Annotated in this window: 16 protein-coding genes and 1 riboswitch; of the genes, 12 read left to right on the forward strand and 4 right to left on the reverse strand. The window is 43.3% G+C overall.

The window, feature by feature from the left end; genetic code table 11:
• The first annotated feature begins 20 nt into the window (after positions 1-20).
• The 3 genes from C0J08_RS21530 to C0J08_RS21540 all read left to right on the forward strand — a co-directional run bounded on the left by C0J08_RS21530 (position 21) and on the right by C0J08_RS21540 (position 3,609).
• Entirely contained in the window at positions 21-1,550 is a 1,530-nt protein-coding gene (locus tag C0J08_RS21530; RefSeq protein WP_212653897.1) for a TolC family outer membrane protein, read from the forward strand.
• A gap of 243 nt (positions 1,551-1,793) precedes the next feature.
• Positions 1,794-2,741: a glutathione synthase gene (gene gshB, locus C0J08_RS21535; RefSeq protein WP_212653898.1), complete on the forward strand. Its 948-nt coding sequence runs from the start codon at positions 1,794-1,796 to the stop codon at positions 2,739-2,741.
• Positions 2,742-2,748: 7 nt separating this feature from the next.
• Positions 2,749-3,609 (forward strand): energy transducer TonB, encoded by an 861-nt coding sequence (locus C0J08_RS21540; protein WP_212653899.1) that lies wholly within the window; start codon positions 2,749-2,751, stop codon positions 3,607-3,609.
• Positions 3,610-3,680: 71 nt separating this feature from the next.
• On the opposite strand, the gene rpoH is transcribed toward C0J08_RS21540, so the two are convergent.
• The 4 genes from rpoH to ftsY form a co-directional block, all read right to left on the reverse strand.
• Positions 3,681-4,547, reverse strand: a complete 867-nt coding sequence (rpoH, locus tag C0J08_RS21545; RefSeq protein ID WP_212653900.1) for an RNA polymerase sigma factor RpoH — start codon at positions 4,545-4,547, stop codon at positions 3,681-3,683.
• Positions 4,548-4,677: 130 nt separating this feature from the next.
• The gene (gene ftsX / locus C0J08_RS21550) at positions 4,678-5,685 is read right to left on the reverse strand and encodes a permease-like cell division protein FtsX (RefSeq protein ID WP_212653901.1); all 1,008 of its coding nucleotides are present in this window, start codon (positions 5,683-5,685) and stop codon (positions 4,678-4,680) included.
• On the reverse strand, positions 5,686-6,357 hold the full coding sequence (gene ftsE / locus C0J08_RS21555) for a cell division ATP-binding protein FtsE (protein ID WP_212653902.1): 672 nt from the start codon (positions 6,355-6,357) through the stop codon (positions 5,686-5,688).
• 48 nt (positions 6,358-6,405) lie between these two features.
• On the reverse strand, positions 6,406-7,623 hold the full coding sequence (gene ftsY, locus C0J08_RS21560; protein ID WP_212653903.1) for a signal recognition particle-docking protein FtsY: 1,218 nt from the start codon (positions 7,621-7,623) through the stop codon (positions 6,406-6,408).
• A gap of 171 nt (positions 7,624-7,794) precedes the next feature.
• Between ftsY and C0J08_RS21565 the strand changes: the two genes are divergently transcribed.
• The 9 genes from C0J08_RS21565 (at position 7,795) to C0J08_RS21605 (ending at position 18,487) form a co-directional block, all read left to right on the forward strand.
• The gene (locus C0J08_RS21565) at positions 7,795-9,111 is read left to right on the forward strand and encodes a peptidase M16 family protein (protein ID WP_212653904.1); all 1,317 of its coding nucleotides are present in this window, start codon (positions 7,795-7,797) and stop codon (positions 9,109-9,111) included.
• Complete coding sequence (gene rsmD, locus C0J08_RS21570) at positions 9,108-9,710, forward strand: 16S rRNA (guanine(966)-N(2))-methyltransferase RsmD (protein WP_212653905.1); 603 nt, start codon at positions 9,108-9,110, stop codon at positions 9,708-9,710. The genes C0J08_RS21565 and rsmD overlap by 4 nt, the downstream gene beginning before the upstream one ends.
• Positions 9,711-9,927: 217 nt before the next feature.
• On the forward strand, positions 9,928-11,814 hold the full coding sequence (locus C0J08_RS21575; protein ID WP_212653906.1) for a methyl-accepting chemotaxis protein: 1,887 nt from the start codon (positions 9,928-9,930) through the stop codon (positions 11,812-11,814).
• Positions 11,815-11,989: 175 nt separating this feature from the next.
• Entirely contained in the window at positions 11,990-13,147 is a 1,158-nt protein-coding gene (gene metX, locus C0J08_RS21580) for a homoserine O-succinyltransferase MetX (RefSeq protein WP_212653907.1), read from the forward strand.
• Positions 13,147-13,737, forward strand: coding sequence for a methionine biosynthesis protein MetW (gene metW, locus C0J08_RS21585; RefSeq protein WP_212653908.1), 591 nt, complete (start codon positions 13,147-13,149; stop codon positions 13,735-13,737). Before metX ends, metW begins: the two co-directional genes overlap by 1 nt.
• A gap of 86 nt (positions 13,738-13,823) precedes the next feature.
• Positions 13,824-14,438 (forward strand): RdgB/HAM1 family non-canonical purine NTP pyrophosphatase, encoded by a 615-nt coding sequence (gene rdgB / locus C0J08_RS21590; protein ID WP_212653909.1) that lies wholly within the window; start codon positions 13,824-13,826, stop codon positions 14,436-14,438.
• Positions 14,435-15,604, forward strand: a complete 1,170-nt coding sequence (hemW, locus tag C0J08_RS21595; RefSeq protein ID WP_212653910.1) for a radical SAM family heme chaperone HemW — start codon at positions 14,435-14,437, stop codon at positions 15,602-15,604. The genes rdgB and hemW overlap by 4 nt, the downstream gene beginning before the upstream one ends.
• A 438-nt stretch (positions 15,605-16,042) precedes the next feature.
• Entirely contained in the window at positions 16,043-17,626 is a 1,584-nt protein-coding gene (locus C0J08_RS21600) for a BCCT family transporter (RefSeq protein WP_212653911.1), read from the forward strand.
• 103 nt (positions 17,627-17,729) lie between these two features.
• Positions 17,730-17,915, forward strand: a riboswitch (yybP-ykoY riboswitch).
• 5 nt (positions 17,916-17,920) lie between these two features.
• Complete coding sequence (locus C0J08_RS21605) at positions 17,921-18,487, forward strand: TMEM165/GDT1 family protein (protein ID WP_212653912.1); 567 nt, start codon at positions 17,921-17,923, stop codon at positions 18,485-18,487.
• Positions 18,488-18,499: the final 12 nt, after the last annotated feature.

The following is an 18,499-nucleotide window of genomic DNA, read 5'->3' on the forward strand; positions in this document are numbered from 1 at the left end:
TTTAAAGGACAAATGATTATATGTTTTATCGAATAGCTTTAACTTGCATAGTTTATGTAGGGACAACGTTTCTACCTTCAGTAGCGCACGCAATTACGCTAGAAGAGGCCACGTATACGGCCATAGAAAATAGTCCAAAAGTTAGACAAGCTATTGCTAAATATCGTGAGTCCAAAGAAAGTGCCGATATTGCTCTTCGCACTGGTTATTACCCTAGCGCTAACCTTTCCGCAGGAATTGGGCATGAAACAACCTATGGGGACAACACCAACCCAGATAATGTTGATCTTACACGTCGAGAACTGACACTTTCGCTTAACCAACCTCTATTCAATGGTTTTTCAACAAAAAATGATATTGAACGTTTAAATAGTGAAGCAGAAGCGGATCGTTGGGGGGCTTTAATATCTGTAGAGAACACTGCTCTTGAGGTCGCACAAGTATACGCCAATATTTTACGCTACCGTGAACTCGTTCATTTAGCTCAAATGAACTTAGACACACATGAACGCATATATGGACAAATCAAACTAAAAAGCGACACTGGAATTGGTAGACAGTCTGACTTAAGCCAAATCACCGCCCGTCTTGCCAAAGCTCATGCAAATTATTTCGCCGCCGTCAACAACCTACAAGATGCTGAAAGCAACTACAAAAACATCGTTGGTGAGTTACCACCAAAAGACCTTATTTACCCGGTACCAGATAGAGCCTTACTCCCTCAAGACCTTGATTCTGCCATCGCAGAATCATTAAAGAAAAATCCAGCGATCGAAGGATCTCGTTGGGACGTTGCAGCGACAGAAAGCACTCAAAAAATAGCCGACGCAGACAATTACCCAACAATCAACTTCGTTTTAGAGCGGACATGGAACAATAATTTAGACGGTACAAAAGGACCTAGCGAAGATTTATTAGCCATGATTCGCTTAAATTACAACCTTTATAGCGGCGGTTCACATAAAAACAAAAAAGAGGTAGCTGTCCAACAAAATACCCAAGCAACTGAAATTCAGCGCAACACCATTCGTGATACTGAACTTACCGTTCGCTTAGCATGGGCAGCCTTTCAGGCAACCACAGGCCAGAAAGAGCATATCCGTCAATATGTTATTGCAACCAAAGAGTCGCAAGTTGCTTACGAAAAACAATTTCGTCTAGGTCGTCGCACCCTTTTAGATGTTTTAGATAGTGAAAATGAGCTGTTCCAAGCACGCCAAGATTATGTGAATGCGGATTACGATGAGCTTTTCTCTGAGTTCCGTTTATTTAATGCTAAAGGCGAGCTGATGCGAGCTTTCCGCATATATCGTCCACAAGTTCTTGGTTTCAATGATGAGTTTGACAAGGCCAAAGCACGGCCAACGCCTAAGCCTACTGCAACGGACGAACTAGAAAAGGCTGAAGCAGAAGCAGAAGCAGAAGCAGAAGCAGAAGCAACTGTAAAAGAAACGGTACCAACCCAACTTCCAACAACACCAGCAGACGACTCAAAGAAAAAAGAAAGTGAGCTTTTTCTTGATGCCAATGAAAACACAGGCAGCTGGTAATACGTCAAATAACTATGACTAACAACAGCGCGATTGAGCCTTTACTGTAAAAAAGGTCCAATCGCTGTTTGCTGCCTAAAGAAAAGCGCTAACATCTACATCGTCGCTTTCTTATGCAAACCAAGTTATATACAAAACATGGGTGTTTTTTCTTCTCAGCGCCCCCATATTTCTATAGCATCAACACCTATTAACAGATTAAACAAAGCATCAACATAGTGCTTTCGCTTTGGGAACCGCCTTATGACTATCAAACTCGGCATTGTTATGGATCCGATTTCATCCATAAACTACAAAAAAGACACTTCACTCGCCATGCTATGGGCGGCGGCTGAAAAAGGCTGGCAACTCATTTATATGGAGCAGAAGGACCTATTTTTAGACAATGGCAAAGCCTATGCGATGGCTCGCCCATTGAACGTTTATAAAGATCCAGACCATTTTTACGACCTAGGTGAAGAAACCAAAATGGCCTTGGGTGAAATGGACGTCATTCTGATGCGAAAAGACCCTCCGTTTGACAGCGAATTTGTCTACAGCACCATGATTCTAGAGCAAGCAGAACGAGATGGCGCACTCGTAGTCAATGACCCAAAAAGCTTGCGTGACTGCAACGAGAAACTTTTCGCCACTCAATTTCCACAGTGTTGCACACCCGTGTTAGTAACAAGACGTGCCGATTTGTTAAAGCGCTTCCATAAAGAACATGGCGATGTGATTTTTAAGCCGCTAGACGGCATGGGCGGCAGCTCAATTTTTCGCATCAAGCCAGATGATTCAAACATTAGCGTAATTATTGAGACCCTTACCAATATGGGGACAGAACAAATCATGGCGCAGAAATTTATCCCCGAAATTAAAGACGGAGATAAACGTATTTTAGTCGTAAATGGTGAGCCAGTTCCTTTTGCTCTAGCCCGCATCCCTGCATCAGGTGAAACTCGTGGCAATTTGGCCGCTGGCGGACGTGGTGAAGGTCGACCTCTGACTGATCGTGACCGCTGGATTTGCGAGCAAGTTATCCCATCATTGAAAGAAAAAAACCTCATGTTTGTTGGCTTAGATGTGATCGGCGATTATCTTACAGAAATCAACGTCACCAGCCCAACCTGTGTTCGTGAACTAGACACTCAATTCGACCTAAATATCGCCATGATATTAATAGAAGCTATAGAAACGCGTCTTCAGTAATATAAAAATGCGAGTAAGAGATACGTTTTCTATTGCACTTTTCATCGCCATTAGCCTTCATGTGCTAATGGTGATGATTGTTGGTTTCGATATCACTATGCCAACACCTAAGCCTAAAACTCTTGAGGTAACACTGGTTCAGCATAAAACCAAAGCACCTTTAGAAGCCGACTTTATCGCCCAAGCGAACCAACAAGCTAGTGGCACAGAATTACGTAAACAAAAGCTAACCACCACAGAGGAAGCCCGCTTCTTAGCCGATACTATTCAGGAAATATCTCCACCGATTCAACCCCAGTTAGCTTCTGCTGAGCCTATTGACGAACCGAGCTTATTAACCACAAAAGACCAAGAAGCAGCTTTTGAAGTTGTCAAAGATGTGGAAAACGAGCCAAAAACACTAGAAGAAAAGTTTCGTGGTGAAACCCAAATTCCAAGTCATATATCGAACGATATTGCGACGCTAGAAGCATTGTTAGATCAACAACGTCAATCCTACGCCAAGCGACCTAGAATACGCCGACTTACATCTGTATCGGCAAAAGCCGCAGTCGATGCAAAATATCTCGACGATTGGCGTCGTAAAATTGAACGTATTGGCAACATTCATTATCCAGAAGAAGCCAAGCGCAACCATCTTTATGGAGAGCTACGCCTAGCAGTCATTTTGCTGCCAAACGGCTATGTGGATGATATTGAAGTTTTGCACTCTTCTGGTGTTCGGGTGCTTGATGACGCTGCGATGAGAATTGTTCGCTTGGCTGAGCCATTTCAGGTCTTCCCGAGTGAACTAAAAAAGGAAGTGGACAAACTAGAAATTATTCGGACATGGCGGTTTGTGCCGGGTAATCAACTTCGAAGCAAGTAAGGAAACTAAACGACAATAAAAAGCCCTCACTCTGAGGGCTCCTCACTTTTTGCTTACTGGATGTTCCAGAATCAGTCGAACTGACCATCACCCATGGCAAGACGAATTTTCTTCATTGCATTCTTTTCGAGTTGGCGTATGCGCTCGGCAGAGACACCATACTCATCGGCCAGCTCATGTAAAGTAGACTTACCATCAGACAACCAACGTTGCACTAGAATATTTCGGCTACGTTCATCAAGATCAGCCATTGCAACTTCTAAGCGTTGATTAGAATCTTCTTCCCAATTGCCATTTTCAAGCAAAGTCGCTGGGTCAGAACGGTGGTCTTCCAAGAACTGTGAAGGCGCTTGGAAAGCGCTGTCATCGTCATCGTCCGCAGATGCATCAAACGCCATATCGGAAGAACTTAAACGACCTTCCATTTGACGAACGACTTCCGGTGTGACACCTAAGTCACTAGCAACCGACTCCACTTCCGAGTTACTAAACCAAGACAATGATTTTTTCGCGCTACGCAAATTAAAAAACATTTTGCGCTGTGCTTTAGTCGTTGCCACTTTAACGATACGCCAGTTTTTCAGAATGAATTCATGAATTTCTGCTTTAATCCAATGAACCGCAAAAGAGACCAATCGAACACCAACTTCTGGATTGAAACGTTTCACGGCTTTCATCAATCCAACGTTGCCTTCTTGGATCAGATCACCTTGTGCTAAACCGTATCCAGAATAACTTTTCGCAATATGGACTACAAATCTAAGGTGCGACATAACCAAGGTTCGAGCAGCCTCTAGGTCTTCTTTATAATAAAGACGTTCCGCCAACGCTTTTTCTTCGTCTGCGGTTAAAATCGGAATTCTGCTGACGGCTTGAATGTAAGATTCTAGGTTCTGACCTGGAATCATCATGTCCGTAGGCTGGAGAGCTTTACCCATCTCTATTTCCACCTTTGTAGTTGTTCATACTTTGTTTGACAAAATACTAGCAAGTAAATTTTGCTTGTGTGTGACATAAATGTGAATAAAACATGGCTATTAACTTAGTACGGATTATAGCCTTTCATTGTCACTGCAATTCAATATTAGCAATATGTCGATTAACGGCAATCCACGCGCCAAATACACCAACAAACGCGCTTATAGTTAAACATAAAACAATCTCATCTGCATTAAAAGTCTGTAGTTGAAAACCGCTCTGATAAAGATCAATTAAACGCTCAGCAGGAGCACTAACCCACCAGCTAAGCAAGAGAATACAGAGGCTAGCAAAAAAACCGCCTAATACGCCAAACCAAAACCCCATATACAAAAAGGGTCTTCTAATATAAGCATCTGTTGCCCCAACTAGCTTCATTACCAACACCTCATCACGACGACTTTCCACCGCCATGCGTATTGTATTGCCAACAATTAATAAGACAGCAACGACCAGCAAAACCGACAGAGCATAAACAAATCTCTGTCCAAAACTCAGTATATTGGCAAGACGCTGTAACCATTGTGCATCTAATTCGGCATAATCGACTTCTTTCTGAGCTGCTAACTGGTCTCGCAAGGCTTGTAAGCTCGATAATGTTGTGACATCGACCGTTTGTTTAGGTATCACACGCAACACAATTGGCAAAGGGTTCTCTGGTAAGGACGATAGGATCTGCTCATAGCCGCTCGATCGTTCAAAATATCGCAACCCTTCTTCCTTCGAAATATACTCAACTGACGCAATATCCGCCTGGGCTGAAAGACGATGAGATAAAGCAAGTGCTTGGGTATCTTCTAGATTAGGGAAAAGATAGAGAGTAATGACCGACTGCTGTTCCCACTGATCCGTCACAGATTGCACATTTTTCAATAAAACATACAAACCACCCGGTAAAGATAAAGCAATAGCGATCACCATTACCGTCATCACACTGGCTAATGGGTAACCAAGCAATCGCATAAAGCTTTCAGTTAAAGTAGCTTGATGGAGACGAAAATACTTACTAGGGCTAAACTCTGTGCGCGTTGGCCAATGATGTTTAGTACCTTTTATTGACTCTCGAGTCGCACCGCGTTGATTCGGCTTCTGTGCCATTTAGCCAAACCCTCCATCATTCACCATTCGCCCCTGATTTAGCGTCAAAACACGATGACGCATGCGAGCAACGAGAGCTAAATCATGGCTAGCAACAAGAACGGTAACACCAACACGATTAAACTCTTGGAACAAGTTCATAATTTCTGCTGATAATTTAGGATCTAGGTTACCTGTTGGTTCATCGGCTAACAGAAGCTGCGGTTTATTAACCACAGCTCGGGCAATACCTACACGCTGTTGCTCACCACCAGATAAGGCCATTGGATTGTATTTCTCTTTATCGAGTAAGCCCACTTTATCTAATGCAGCACGAACTCGCTTAGCAATTTGCTGAGGATCCGCGCCGCTAACTTGTAATGGCAAGGCCACATTATGAAAAACACTGCGATCTAATAACAACTGATGATTTTGAAACACAACGCCAACACGACGTCTATGCTGAGGTATCGCGCGACGACTCAACGTACGCAAATCGACACCATCCACCAAAATTTGTCCCGAGGTTTGGCGTTCAATCATCATCATGAGTTTCATTAGGGTGCTTTTGCCTGCACCCGAATGGCCAGTAAGAAAAGCCATCTCACCTTGTTGCAAATGAAAACTCACCTGCGACAGAGCTTCTTGTCCGCTCTCATACTTTTTGCCTACTCGTTGAAATTCGATTTCCACGCTAATCCAGCATCCTTAAATTAGAAAGAAGAAGGGTATAATCACTACTTATTCGCTATCAAACAAGGCGTCAACAAACTCTTTAGCCACAAAAGGACGTAAATCATCGGCTTGTTCACCTACACCAATATAGCGTATTGGCAATCCAAACTGTTTCGCAATGGCAAAAATAATACCACCTTTTGCTGTGCCATCTAACTTCGTCAGTGTAATCCCAGACACACCTACGGCTTCAGAAAACAGCTTGGCTTGACTGATTGCATTCTGACCAGTCCCAGCGTCCAACACCAACATCACTTCATGTGGTGCGTTTTCGTCAAGTTTCTTCATAACACGAACCACTTTCGACAGTTCGTTCATTAAATTCGCCTTGTTTTGTAGTCGACCAGCGGTATCCGCTATGACGATATCAACGCCTTTTGCTTTAGCAGACTCAATCGCGTCATAGATAACAGAGGCTGAATCCGCCCCCGTATGCTGAGCCACAACCGGAACATTATTACGCTCGCCCCAAACCTGAAGCTGCTCAACAGCTGCTGCACGGAAGGTATCACCCGCCGCTAACATAACACTTTTACCTTCAGCCTGATATTTTTTAGCCAGTTTGCCTATGGTGGTGGTTTTACCAACACCATTTACACCTACCATCAAAATAACAAACGGCCCCTCTTTACTGATAGGTTCAAGCACTTGTTGTGATTCACTAAGAATCCCTTCCATATCTGCTTTTAAGTGGCTCAAGACTGTTGCAGAGTCTTTCAGCTCTTTACGATTTAACTTATCGGTTAGCGTACCAATCAAAGCTTGTGTGGCATCAATACCAACATCAGCCATCAATAACTGAGTTTCTAGTTCTTCAAGCAGATCATCATCGACTTTTTTATGGCCGCCAAGCACCGATGACAAACCACTGCCTAAACCACTACGCGTACGAGACAATCCAGATTTAATTCGCTGAGACCAAGACAATGTAGGCTGAATCGGCTCATTTGGCACTTCTTCGGCCTGCTCGGTCGTGCTTTCTTCTTCAGGCTGCTCAGCAGAAACCAAAGTATCTGTCGAATCGGACTCGTTCTGAGAGGTATCAGGTAAATCTGTATCCTTATTTTTGGCTGCTGCAATATCTGCATTCATTTTATTAACAAAGCGACGACGCACGACAAAAGCAATAATCGCTAGCAGTATTCCTATCACTATCGGAACATAACGCGCATATTCACCAAGATACGGTGTGAAAAAAGCAATAATTTGGTTAACAACTTCCATTAAATTGGTCTCTTTGTTTTGACTGATGTAGTAAACATCAGTGAAATGCTATGATTAGATGCAGTGCCACATACATGGACACTTAATAACGATTATTTTAACATCATTCTGGCTCGCAAACAGGCTTAGTTTTAAGCAAAAGATCTTAATACGCACCACTCAAGGTTCATTATGTCCGACGATAGCAAACCTCTTTTCAGCCGGCCGGTTCTAGCGGCTGTTATGCTGTTCTGTACTCTGGCAATTTGGTTATTAAATTTAACCGCTCCGAGCAGCAAACTCCCAACGCCGCAGATTGAAAAATGGACAACCACATCAGGTATTCCCGTCGTCTGGATAAAACAGGCAGAATGGCAAGATAGCAACAAGCTAGAAATCCGCTTCTCATTTCGTTCAGTCACGACCAACATTAGTTTAATTCAAACCACCCTAGCAATGCTGATGAGCGACTCATTGCCATTAAGTACCGCTTCGATAAACCAAAGGTTAGCGCCCTTAGCCGCTAGCGCAAATAGCTATTATGATCATGAAAATCAAACCATTGGTTTAACAGTAAGTAATGAGTCTAAATACTTAGTGCCCACTCTTTCTTTGGCAACTAATTGGCTCAAGCAACCAGATTTTAAACGTCGTACATTTGATGCTTGGCAAACCCGTAATAAAACCGTCCAGCCAATACAACATGAGCTTGAAAACATTTTATTTTTCGACAAAACCAGCAAACAAAACGACACAGCAAAAACACAAGTATCGTTAAAACAAGTGTCAGATTATTACCAAAACCTAAAGTCATCAGCCGCCACCATTTTCATTGTTGGTGATATGGCTCCAGACATTAAACAAACCGTGCAAAACGCCATTAATACTATCAGTCAAGATTATCAATTATCAAAGGCCTCTGCAGAAGCGATCCACTACGAATCGGTCAGCACGACCATTCAACAAAACGAAGGTGAACTTTGGCAAACCCGAAGCGCTATTGCACTTATGCCAGTGTCTTCCATAAAAGAATGGATTAGCTTACAAATATGGGGGGCGGATTTAGTTGCCACGCTAAACCAACAACAACATATTGATTTTGTGCAACTTGCATTTACTCTATCGCCACAGCGCCCTTGGGCTCGATGGAACATCCAATACGCAGATAACATCACGAAAAGAATCAGCGAAGGTAGCTATGATACCAGCCGCTTTATGAATGCAAAAAGTCTGGTTTTTGTAGAGCAAATTCCATCAGCAAACAGCAAAGAAACGTTCGGTACATTATTAGATAACTTTAAACAACAACTCGAGCAACAAACGCTATCGCCAACTTGGTGGAGCTATATTGCCACACAGGTCACCCATGAAGATGGCGCACTGACAGTAGAAGAGTTCGCTAATGGCTACAAAGAGGCGGTCGACAGTTTTACTATAGAAGACTATCAAACATCTCTAAAACATCTTTTAAAACCCTCCTCCTACCAAGAGATTCAGGTCTATCAATGAAAAAGAATGCGTTAAACAATGCCTCCAACAAAAGCAAAGCGAAAGCGTCAAAACTAAGAATCATTGCTGGTGAATGGCGCTCTCGCCAATTACCGATTCCTGATATTGAAGGATTAAGACCCACACCAGATAGGGTCCGCGAAACCCTATTTAATTGGATAAACCCTTATATCCCTAGTGCAATTTGTGGTGACTTATTTTGTGGATCAGGAGCGTTAGGTCTGGAAGCCTTGTCAAGGGGAGCGAAACACGTAACTTTTGTCGATAATTCTCGCGTTGTCTCTCAGCAGATGAATAAAAACTTAGCGACACTAGGTGCCACAAATGCAAATGTCATTGCTCAAAATGCAGCCGACTTTCTCAACACCACCACACCACACGCATTAGACCTTGTGTTCTTAGACCCTCCTTTTAGAAAAGGCTGGCTAGAAAAAATTATTCCGTTACTTGAAAAAGGTTGGTTAGCAACACGGGCTCATGTCTACATTGAAATGGAAAAAGAAGCCACTCTCCCGACGCTTCCAACTCATTGGTCTTTAATTAAAGAAAAAACAGCTGGCCAGCTAGTCTACCGTTTGTTTGAAGTAAACCAAGCATAACCACTAAGAAGTGTAAGAGCCCTGACCAAAACAGGGCTTTCCTCCTTTGCTGCACCCTGTATTTTGCACCAAAAAAAAGCAGTTAAATTCCCTCATAACTCACGCGAGATAGTCATAACAATGACGACATTTTGAGCACGATGTTTGCATAGCCAAACAGTATGCGTGCTAATTATGTGCACATATCTTAAATGCTGTTGCGAGCAAGAAGGTCTTTATGCTGACAAACTTATCTTTTAAAACAAAGCTATTACTACTTCTGGTTACTGCTGTTCTTGGGTTCATCATTGTCACCTTTGTTGCGATTGGAGGATTAGCTTCCCAGCAAAAAGCCAACGATGAACTACGAACCCTATCAAAGATTCAAACCTCCAATGACCAACTCAGCATCCAAATGCTCGAAATGGCTGATAGCCTTAGATCAGTTTCTGTTGATAACTACAATGAATTCATTGCTAACGCAAAAAATCAGATAGAACAAAACGCTATTGTCGAACAAAGCAATATTGAAAAAGCCAGTAACCAAGAATTAAAAGACATTCTCGCGGAAAACCTAAAAGAAATTAATAATTACAACCTAGCACTTATCGCACTAACGGATAAACACGCGATTGTTGGCTTTAACTCGTCTTCAGGACTACGTGGTGACGTCGATAAAATGGGGGCCGATATAAGCAATGATATTAAAAAACTCAGTCTCTTAAGGCGCGAATTCACCAATGTCCGTAAAGCAGAATCAGATTATTTGGCAGACCCAACCAGTGACAACCTCGATGCCTTCATGACCAGCTTTGGTCGCTTTGATAACCGTATTATCAATTTCGGTTTCCAAGATACCTTCGGAGTAAAAGCGAATACTTATAGAGATACACTGATTCAGTATGGCAAAGCCCACCAATCTCTAACGGAAACCGAAGCGGCATTTACAGAACAGAAAAAGCGCTTCACTGATCGCCAACAGGAAACCAACCAATTAATAGAAAGCGAAGTACTTGAGGCAGAAGCAAGCGCCGTCAAAAGCTCTGCACAAGCAAATGCCACGTTACTTGGAGTCAGTATTGCCGTTATTGTAGCCGCAACCCTATTGATGATCGCAATAGGCCGCAACGTAAACAGCACACTTCACCACATCATTAATGACTTAAACAAAGTCAAAAAAGGCGATATGTCGTCAAAAGCCTCGGTCAATACAAAACGCAACGATGAGTTTGATCAGTTAAGCCAGTCATTAAATGAAATGACTAGCGGATTAGGCGATGTACTTAAAGATGTAGTATCCACCACAAACAATTTCAGTACCATGTCAACGGATCTGAACAACACCATCAGCAGCATTGCTAGCAGTAATCATATGGTGAACCAACGAACCCATTCACTAGCCAGTGCAACCGACGAAATATCTGGCCGTTTAACCGTACTTTCCAATACAACAAACACTCTACAAACGCACTCAAATGGTACTTACCAATCAGCAAAATCTGGCGCAGATACAATAAAAACCGTGCTTAATAGCATTTCTGATACTGTCAAAATTGTAAACATGACCAGCCATCAGCTCGACGAATTGGGTCACTTATCCAAAAATATCGACAGCGTCATTGCCATGATTAACGACCTTGCCAGCCAAACCAACCTACTTGCCCTTAATGCGGCTATAGAAGCCGCTCGTGCAGGTGAAGCGGGACGTGGTTTTTCTGTCGTCGCGGATGAAGTTCGGGCTTTGGCAGAGAAAACAGTCGATGCCACCTCGAAAATCACCGATATTGTAAACACCATTCAGCAGTCTACTCAAACCGCAATCACTACCATGGAAAGTGGTCAAAACAACTTAAAAATTATTAGTGAAAACGGTGGAAAAGCCGAGGAAGCCATGCGAGATATTGAAAACAATGCTTTAACGAGTTCGCAATCTACCGACTCAATGGCCAATGCAATACAAGAGGTTGCTAGTACCGCTATTCAGATGAGTACAGAAATGGAGCAAATTGCTCAACAGTTAAATGAAGATACTCGTTCCATCGATATTTTAGCGGACAAAACTCAGCAAATTAATAAGCTTTCCGCACAACTGGCCGTTAAAACCCAAGTGTTTACTCTCGTTTAATTCCCTTCATTCCTTATTAGCGCTATTGCATAAGCGATGGCGCTATCTCCTACTTGATGACACTTATCACAAACGCTAGACTGTGTAACATCTTTCATCGATGACCCTTCCCACGTTTCTGCACGGGAATTCGAGTACTTTCTTTAGGACTTTACTTTAGGATAAGAACACACCTATGCCGGACGTCATTCCAGCCGACTCTGTTGGTATTGTTACGCCACAGATTGCGCAATTCGACACACCATTGGCGCTTTCCTGCGGACAATCCTTGTCATCGTACCAGTTGATTTACGAGACGTATGGCACACTAAATCAAGATGCCTCAAACGCGGTATTAATTTGTCACGCACTGAGCGGAGACCATCATGCAGCGGGCTATCATGCCATGTCAGATAGCAAACCTGGTTGGTGGGATTCTGCAATAGGCCCAGGCAAAGCCATTGATACCAATAAGTTTTTTGTTATTTCTCTTAATAACTTAGGCGGCTGCTGTGGGTCAACTGGGCCAACCAGCATCAACCCAGAAACAGGGCAACGCTGGGAAGCCAGCTTCCCAATTGTCACGGTCGAAGACTGGGTCGAAAGCCAAGCCCGTTTAGCGGACTTGTTAGGGATTCAGACTTTCGCGGCGATTGTGGGCGGCAGCTTAGGTGGCATGCAGGTACTGGAGTGGAGCATCCGCTTCCCTACTCGTTTGAAATCGGCCGTCATTGTCGCTTCCGCTCCGAAATTATCCACACAAAATATAGCCTTCAACGAAGTGGCTCGTCAGTCGATTCGTCGTGACCCAGACTTTTTTGATGGTAATTACATAGAAAATAACTCGGTACCAACCAACGGTCTTGGCTTGGCTCGCATGTTAGGACACATCACCTACCTTTCAGACGATGCCATGGGGGCGAAATTTGGTCGTCAGAGGCGCCATGATAGCTACCAATATAATTACGGTATTGAATTTGAAGTAGAAAGCTACCTACGTTACCAAGGCGAAGCCTTTACGAAACGCTTTGACGCTAACACTTATATGTTGATGACGAAGGCGCTGGATTACTTTGATCCGGCATCGCAAACCAATGGTGATCTTTCTGCGGTACTGAGCCGTGCGCAATGTGAGTTCCTCTTGGTTTCCTTTACCACGGACTGGCGCTTCGCACCTGAACGCAGTGAAGAAATCGTCAATGCTTTAGTAAAAGCTGGCAAGCCGGTTTCCTACGCAAAAATAGAAGCAACAGAAGGTCATGACGCCTTTTTATTCCCAATTCCTCGCTACATGGCCGTGCTAAACACCTTCTTAACCCGTGTTGCTAATAGCCTTACAACGGAGGTCAAATAATGCGCTCTGATTTAGAAATGATCGATGAATGGGTTCAACCCAATATTCGAGTGCTCGATTTGGCTTGTGGTCCTGGCGAATTGCTTCATCACCTTATTCAAAACAAACAAGTGAATGGCTATGGCTTGGAAATCGGCCATGAGGACTTAAACACTTGTATCGAAAAAGGCATCCCTGTTCTTGAACAAAACATCGATGAAGGTTTGCAAAATTTCGGTGACCAAAGCTTTGACTTGGTGCTCATGACACACGCCTTGCAACAATTCCGTCGTCCTGATTTATTGATCGACGAAATGCTGCGGATCGGCAAAGAATGCATCATCACTTTCCCGAACTTCGGTCATTGGCGCAGCCGTTTGCATTTGGCCCTTAAAGGCAGAATGCCAGTATCGGATTTCTTGCCATACAACTGGTATGACACGCCAAACATTCACTTTTTCACCTTCCAAGATTTTGAACGCTTATGCCGCGAGAAAAACATCAAGGTACTGCGCTGGGCAGCGGTGGATGGCCAACTAAAAGACCATTGGTGGATTCGCTCCATGCCAAACCTATTCAGTGAAACGGCGATTTTTCATATCAGCCGTTAAAGCACGAGCCACCTAAATCAAACGATCAATACGACAACAAGGCGGCGAATCAGCCGCCTTTGTTTTAAGAAACAAGGGAAATACCGATGAACAAAACCATCGTACTTGCTAGCAACAATGTAGGAAAAATCAAAGAATTCAATGCGTTACTGGGTGAAATGGGCATTGATGTTAAACCTCAAAGTGAATTCAACGTCGAAGAAGCCGAAGAAACCGGTCTAAGCTTTATTGAAAACGCTATTTTGAAAGCGCGTAATGCCTGTGCTCATACAGGATTGCCAGCTTTGGCGGATGATTCAGGTATTGAAGTGGATTATCTTGATGGCGCACCGGGTATTTACTCGGCACGTTTTGCTGGCGAGCATGGCGATAATGACGCCAATAACACACTGCTATTGGAAAAATTAGAAGGCGTGCCTGAGCTGGAACGTACAGCGCGCTTTCATTGCGTCTTAGCTTATATGCGCCACAAAGACGACCCAACACCTCAAGTCTTTCATGGTGTGTGGGAAGGCCGCATTTTGACCTCAACAGAAGGCCAAGAAGGCTTTGGTTATGATCCTATCTTCTATGTTCCTGAATGCGCTTGCAGCGCGGCTAGCCTGCCAAAAGAGGTGAAGAACCAGATTAGTCATCGAGCAAAAGCGCTAAAACAACTTTTTGCTAGCTTCCAGCAGTCTCAACAAGGTAAGCCATTTTGAGCACACAACTACCACCACTGAGTCTTTATATCCATTTACCTTGGTGTGTGCGTAAGTGCCCGTATTGCGACTTCAATTCCCATCAAGCAGACCGCTTTGAAGACAATGGCAAGCTGCCAGAAGACGCCTATTTGACTCAACTTCTCGCTGATCTAGACGTGGATTTACCTTATGTGGCTGGCAGAGAAATTCAAACGGCTTTTATAGGCGGTGGTACTCCAAGCTTAATGAGCGAAGATTTCTATTACCGCTTAATGGATGCGCTACGACAGAAGCTAACCTGGGCAAAAGAGGCTGAAATTACCATGGAAGCCAACCCAGGCACCTTTGAGCAGGAGAAATTTCGTCATTTTCGTCAAGCTGGTATTAATCGTTTGTCGATTGGCATCCAAAGTTTCCAGCCAAACCTGTTGAAAACCCTAGGAAGAATCCACAACCGCGAAGAAGCAATACACGCTGTGGATAAGTCTAGAGCCGCTGGCTTTGACAATATCAACCTCGATTTGATGCATGGCCTGCCAGACCAGAGCTTGGAAATGGCACTGGAAGACTTGTCTCTCGCTATCGAATTGAACCCTGAGCATTTGTCTTGGTATCAATTAACGATTGAACCCAATACTGAGTTTTATCGCCGCCCTCCAACGCTGCCAGAAGACAACACCTTGTGGGGCATTCAGGATGCTGGTCAAGACCTACTCGCCAAGAATGGATATGCGCAATACGAAGTATCCGCAAACTCCAAAGAAAACCGACAAGCCGCACACAACCTTAACTATTGGCGCTTCGGGGATTACATTGGTATTGGTGCCGGGGCTCACGGCAAGATCACATTGATTAATGGTCAAATATTTCGTACACGAAAGACCCGCCATCCAAATCATTACTTAAGCAACTTGCCTGAAGCCTTAGTCATCAAAGAAACCATCGAGCAAGAAGACTTACCCCTCGAATTTATGATGAATAGACTGCGCTTGTTTGAAACCTTTGATTTAAAGGACTACGAGCGATACACCTATCAAAAAGTACCAAATTCACTACTAAAATCCTGCGAAATAGCCATAAAACAAGGCCTATTAGATGCTGATAAATGGAAAAATCAATGCATCGAAACAACCGAAAAAGGCAAACTATTCCTCAACGAATTGCTTGAATTATTCCTTCCTTAACACATCAATTTATTTACTATAATTTGACATCTAAGTATTTTGATGTAACCCTTAGCGCGTTAAGTATAAGCGAGGCTGTCTTCGACGGCCTTTCTTGTTCTAGTTAACAAAATTATCTTTTTAATCAAGAGAAATAGTCCACCATTTAGTTCTAACTCGACATGCCATTCTTTCTCTAATAAGGAATTGGAAATGGGCTTATTCGCATGGACATATATGCCAGATAGATTATGCATAGATTGTGAAAAAGAGGACAAAAAACGTCGCATTAGGAACAATCGTATATTAATAATTCTTTTAGGGTTAAGTAGCGGGCTTGTGTCACTAAGGCGCTCATGTCGATTTTCATTTAATAAAGATTAGAACAGACCTTTTTAATGAGCACAGCACTATAACAAAGGTCTCGGGGAAAGTTTTAACTAATTCGGGAGAATGTTTATGAGTAATAAAGTACCTGACAATGGTCGGGCAGAATACAATACGTCGTATAAGGTGGGCCAAGATAACATTAAGTTTCTTGGTCTTGACGTACTAAATCCAGTATTTAGTACCAGCGCTATTATCATCTTTGCTTTCATCATTGGCAGTATCTTGTTCCCTGCTGATGCAAGCAAAGTATTGTCTGGCGCAAAAAACTGGTCAATCAATAATTTTGACTGGTTCTTTATGGTTGCTGGTAATATTTTTGTCCTATTTTGTTTGATTCTTATCCTTCTTCCTCTTGGCAAAATTCGCCTTGGTGGCACTGAAGCCAAATCCGATCACTCCACTATCACATGGTTTTCTATGCTTTTTGCAGCAGGCATGGGGATTGGCTTGATGTTCTGGAGTGTAGCAGAGCCAGTGGCTTACTATACCGGTTGGTACGGAACGCCATTTGATGTAGCGAAGAACACACCAGAAGCAAGAGACTTAGCAATGGGCGCAACCATGTTCCATTGGGGTCTTCATCCTTGGGCTATTTATGCTGTTGTTGGTCTATCTTTGGCTTTCTTTGCTTATAACAAAGGTTTACCTCTTACCATTCGTTCTGCTTTCTATCCATTATTTGGCGAAAAAGTTTGGGGCGGAATTGGTCACGTAATCGACGTTGTTTCGGTTATTGCAACTATCTTTGGTTTGGCAACATCACTCGGTTTTGGCGCACTTCAAGCAACGAGTGGTCTTCACTTCTTGTTTGATATTCCGAACACCCTCACAACACAAATTTTGGTTATCTGTGGTGTGACTGCGGTTGCGATTTTCTCTGTAGCACGTGGCCTTGAAGGCGGTGTAAAACTTCTTTCTAACGTCAATATGATTATTGCTGCGGTATTGGCCATCTTCATCGTCATTGTTGGTAACACAGGCGCCATCTTTGCCGCTATCGGTTCTTACTTCCTTAACTATGTTGAGTACATCATTCCACTAAGTAACTGGATTGGTCGTGACGACACAACTTTCTACCATGGCTGGACTGTATTCTACTGGGCTTGGTGGATCTCTTGGTCACCATTTGTTGGTATGTTTATCGCTCGCGTTTCTCGTGGTCGTACTGTTCGTGAATTCATTGTTGCCGTGTTACTTGTTCCAACAATCGTTTCTCTAGTATGGATGGCTATTTTTGGTGGGTCTGCTCTAGATCAATCCGCAAATGGTATTGGCGCATTAGCCAATGGCATCTCTGATTCTTCTCTAGCTATGTTCCAAATGTTTGCAAACCTACCAATGACCTCTGTGATTTCCTTCATCGGTATCATTCTGGTATTGGTATTCTTTGTGACATCATCTGACTCTGGCTCTTTGGTAATCGATGGTATTACCGCTGGCGGTAAAACCGATGCCCCAATGATTCAGCGAGTTTTCTGGGCGGTTCTTGAAGGTATCATCGCAATCGCGCTATTAATTGGCGGCGGTTCTGAAGCACTTGGTGCAATTCAAGCAGCAGCCATTACCATTGGCCTACCATTTACCTTACTCATGTTGATCATGTGCGTTAGCTTGTGGAAAGGCTTGCATAGCGATATGCATCTGTATAAATAAGTATCGGTTTTTGTGACTGAGTAACAGTCCATAACGATAAAAAAACAACGCGAACAACCACACACGGTGTTCGCGTTGTTTTCTTTTAGCAAATACTTTAATATCAGCGTCCTCTTAGGGGAGTAATCTTCTTTGCACTGCAAAGATTCTTTGTCAACATAATCGAGCCTCAAGCTCGTGGCAAAGAAGTCCTGATCGGATAAGCGACAGGGTTGATGAGACTTAAGACAATGACTTGGCTCAGGTGGGCTCAGGTTCGTTGTCTTTCGTTTATTGCCCACCTAGGACTATCACATGGAAGCATTATTCACTTCTATCTCCACCGTTGCTCTTGCGGAAATGGGCGATAAAACCCAACTTTTAGCGTTATTCCTTGCGACCCGTTTCGCCTCCAAGTCTTCTATCGTTCTCGGTATTCTTGCTGCAACATTACTCAACCATGCTTTATCAGCTTGGCTTGGCGTTGAAGTTGCTCAATGGATTCCCGAAAGCCTTATCAGCTGGGTAGTGGGGTTAAGTTTTATTGCTGTTGGCCTATGGCTATTGATTCCAGACAAAGACGACAGTGAAGAAAACAATGTCATGAAATATGGCGCGTTCACCGCTACCTTCGTGCTTTTCTTTCTGGCGGAAATTGGCGATAAAACTCAAATTGCTACGGTTTTGTTAGGTGCGCACTATGGCAGTGTTTGGATGGTCTTGCTAGGCTCAACAATAGGTATGATGTTAGCCAATGTTCCTGTGGTATTCGCAGGAAATTGGATAATGGATAGAATCAATCCAGACCTTACTCGAAAGCTTGCTTGTATGCTGTTCCTGATTTTAGGTGGCATCACAATAGCGACGCCTTTGCTTCAATAAATTTAAATATAT

This window comes from Marinomonas sp. CT5 (genome assembly GCF_018336975.1).
Lineage (GTDB): Bacteria > Pseudomonadota > Gammaproteobacteria > Pseudomonadales > Marinomonadaceae > Marinomonas.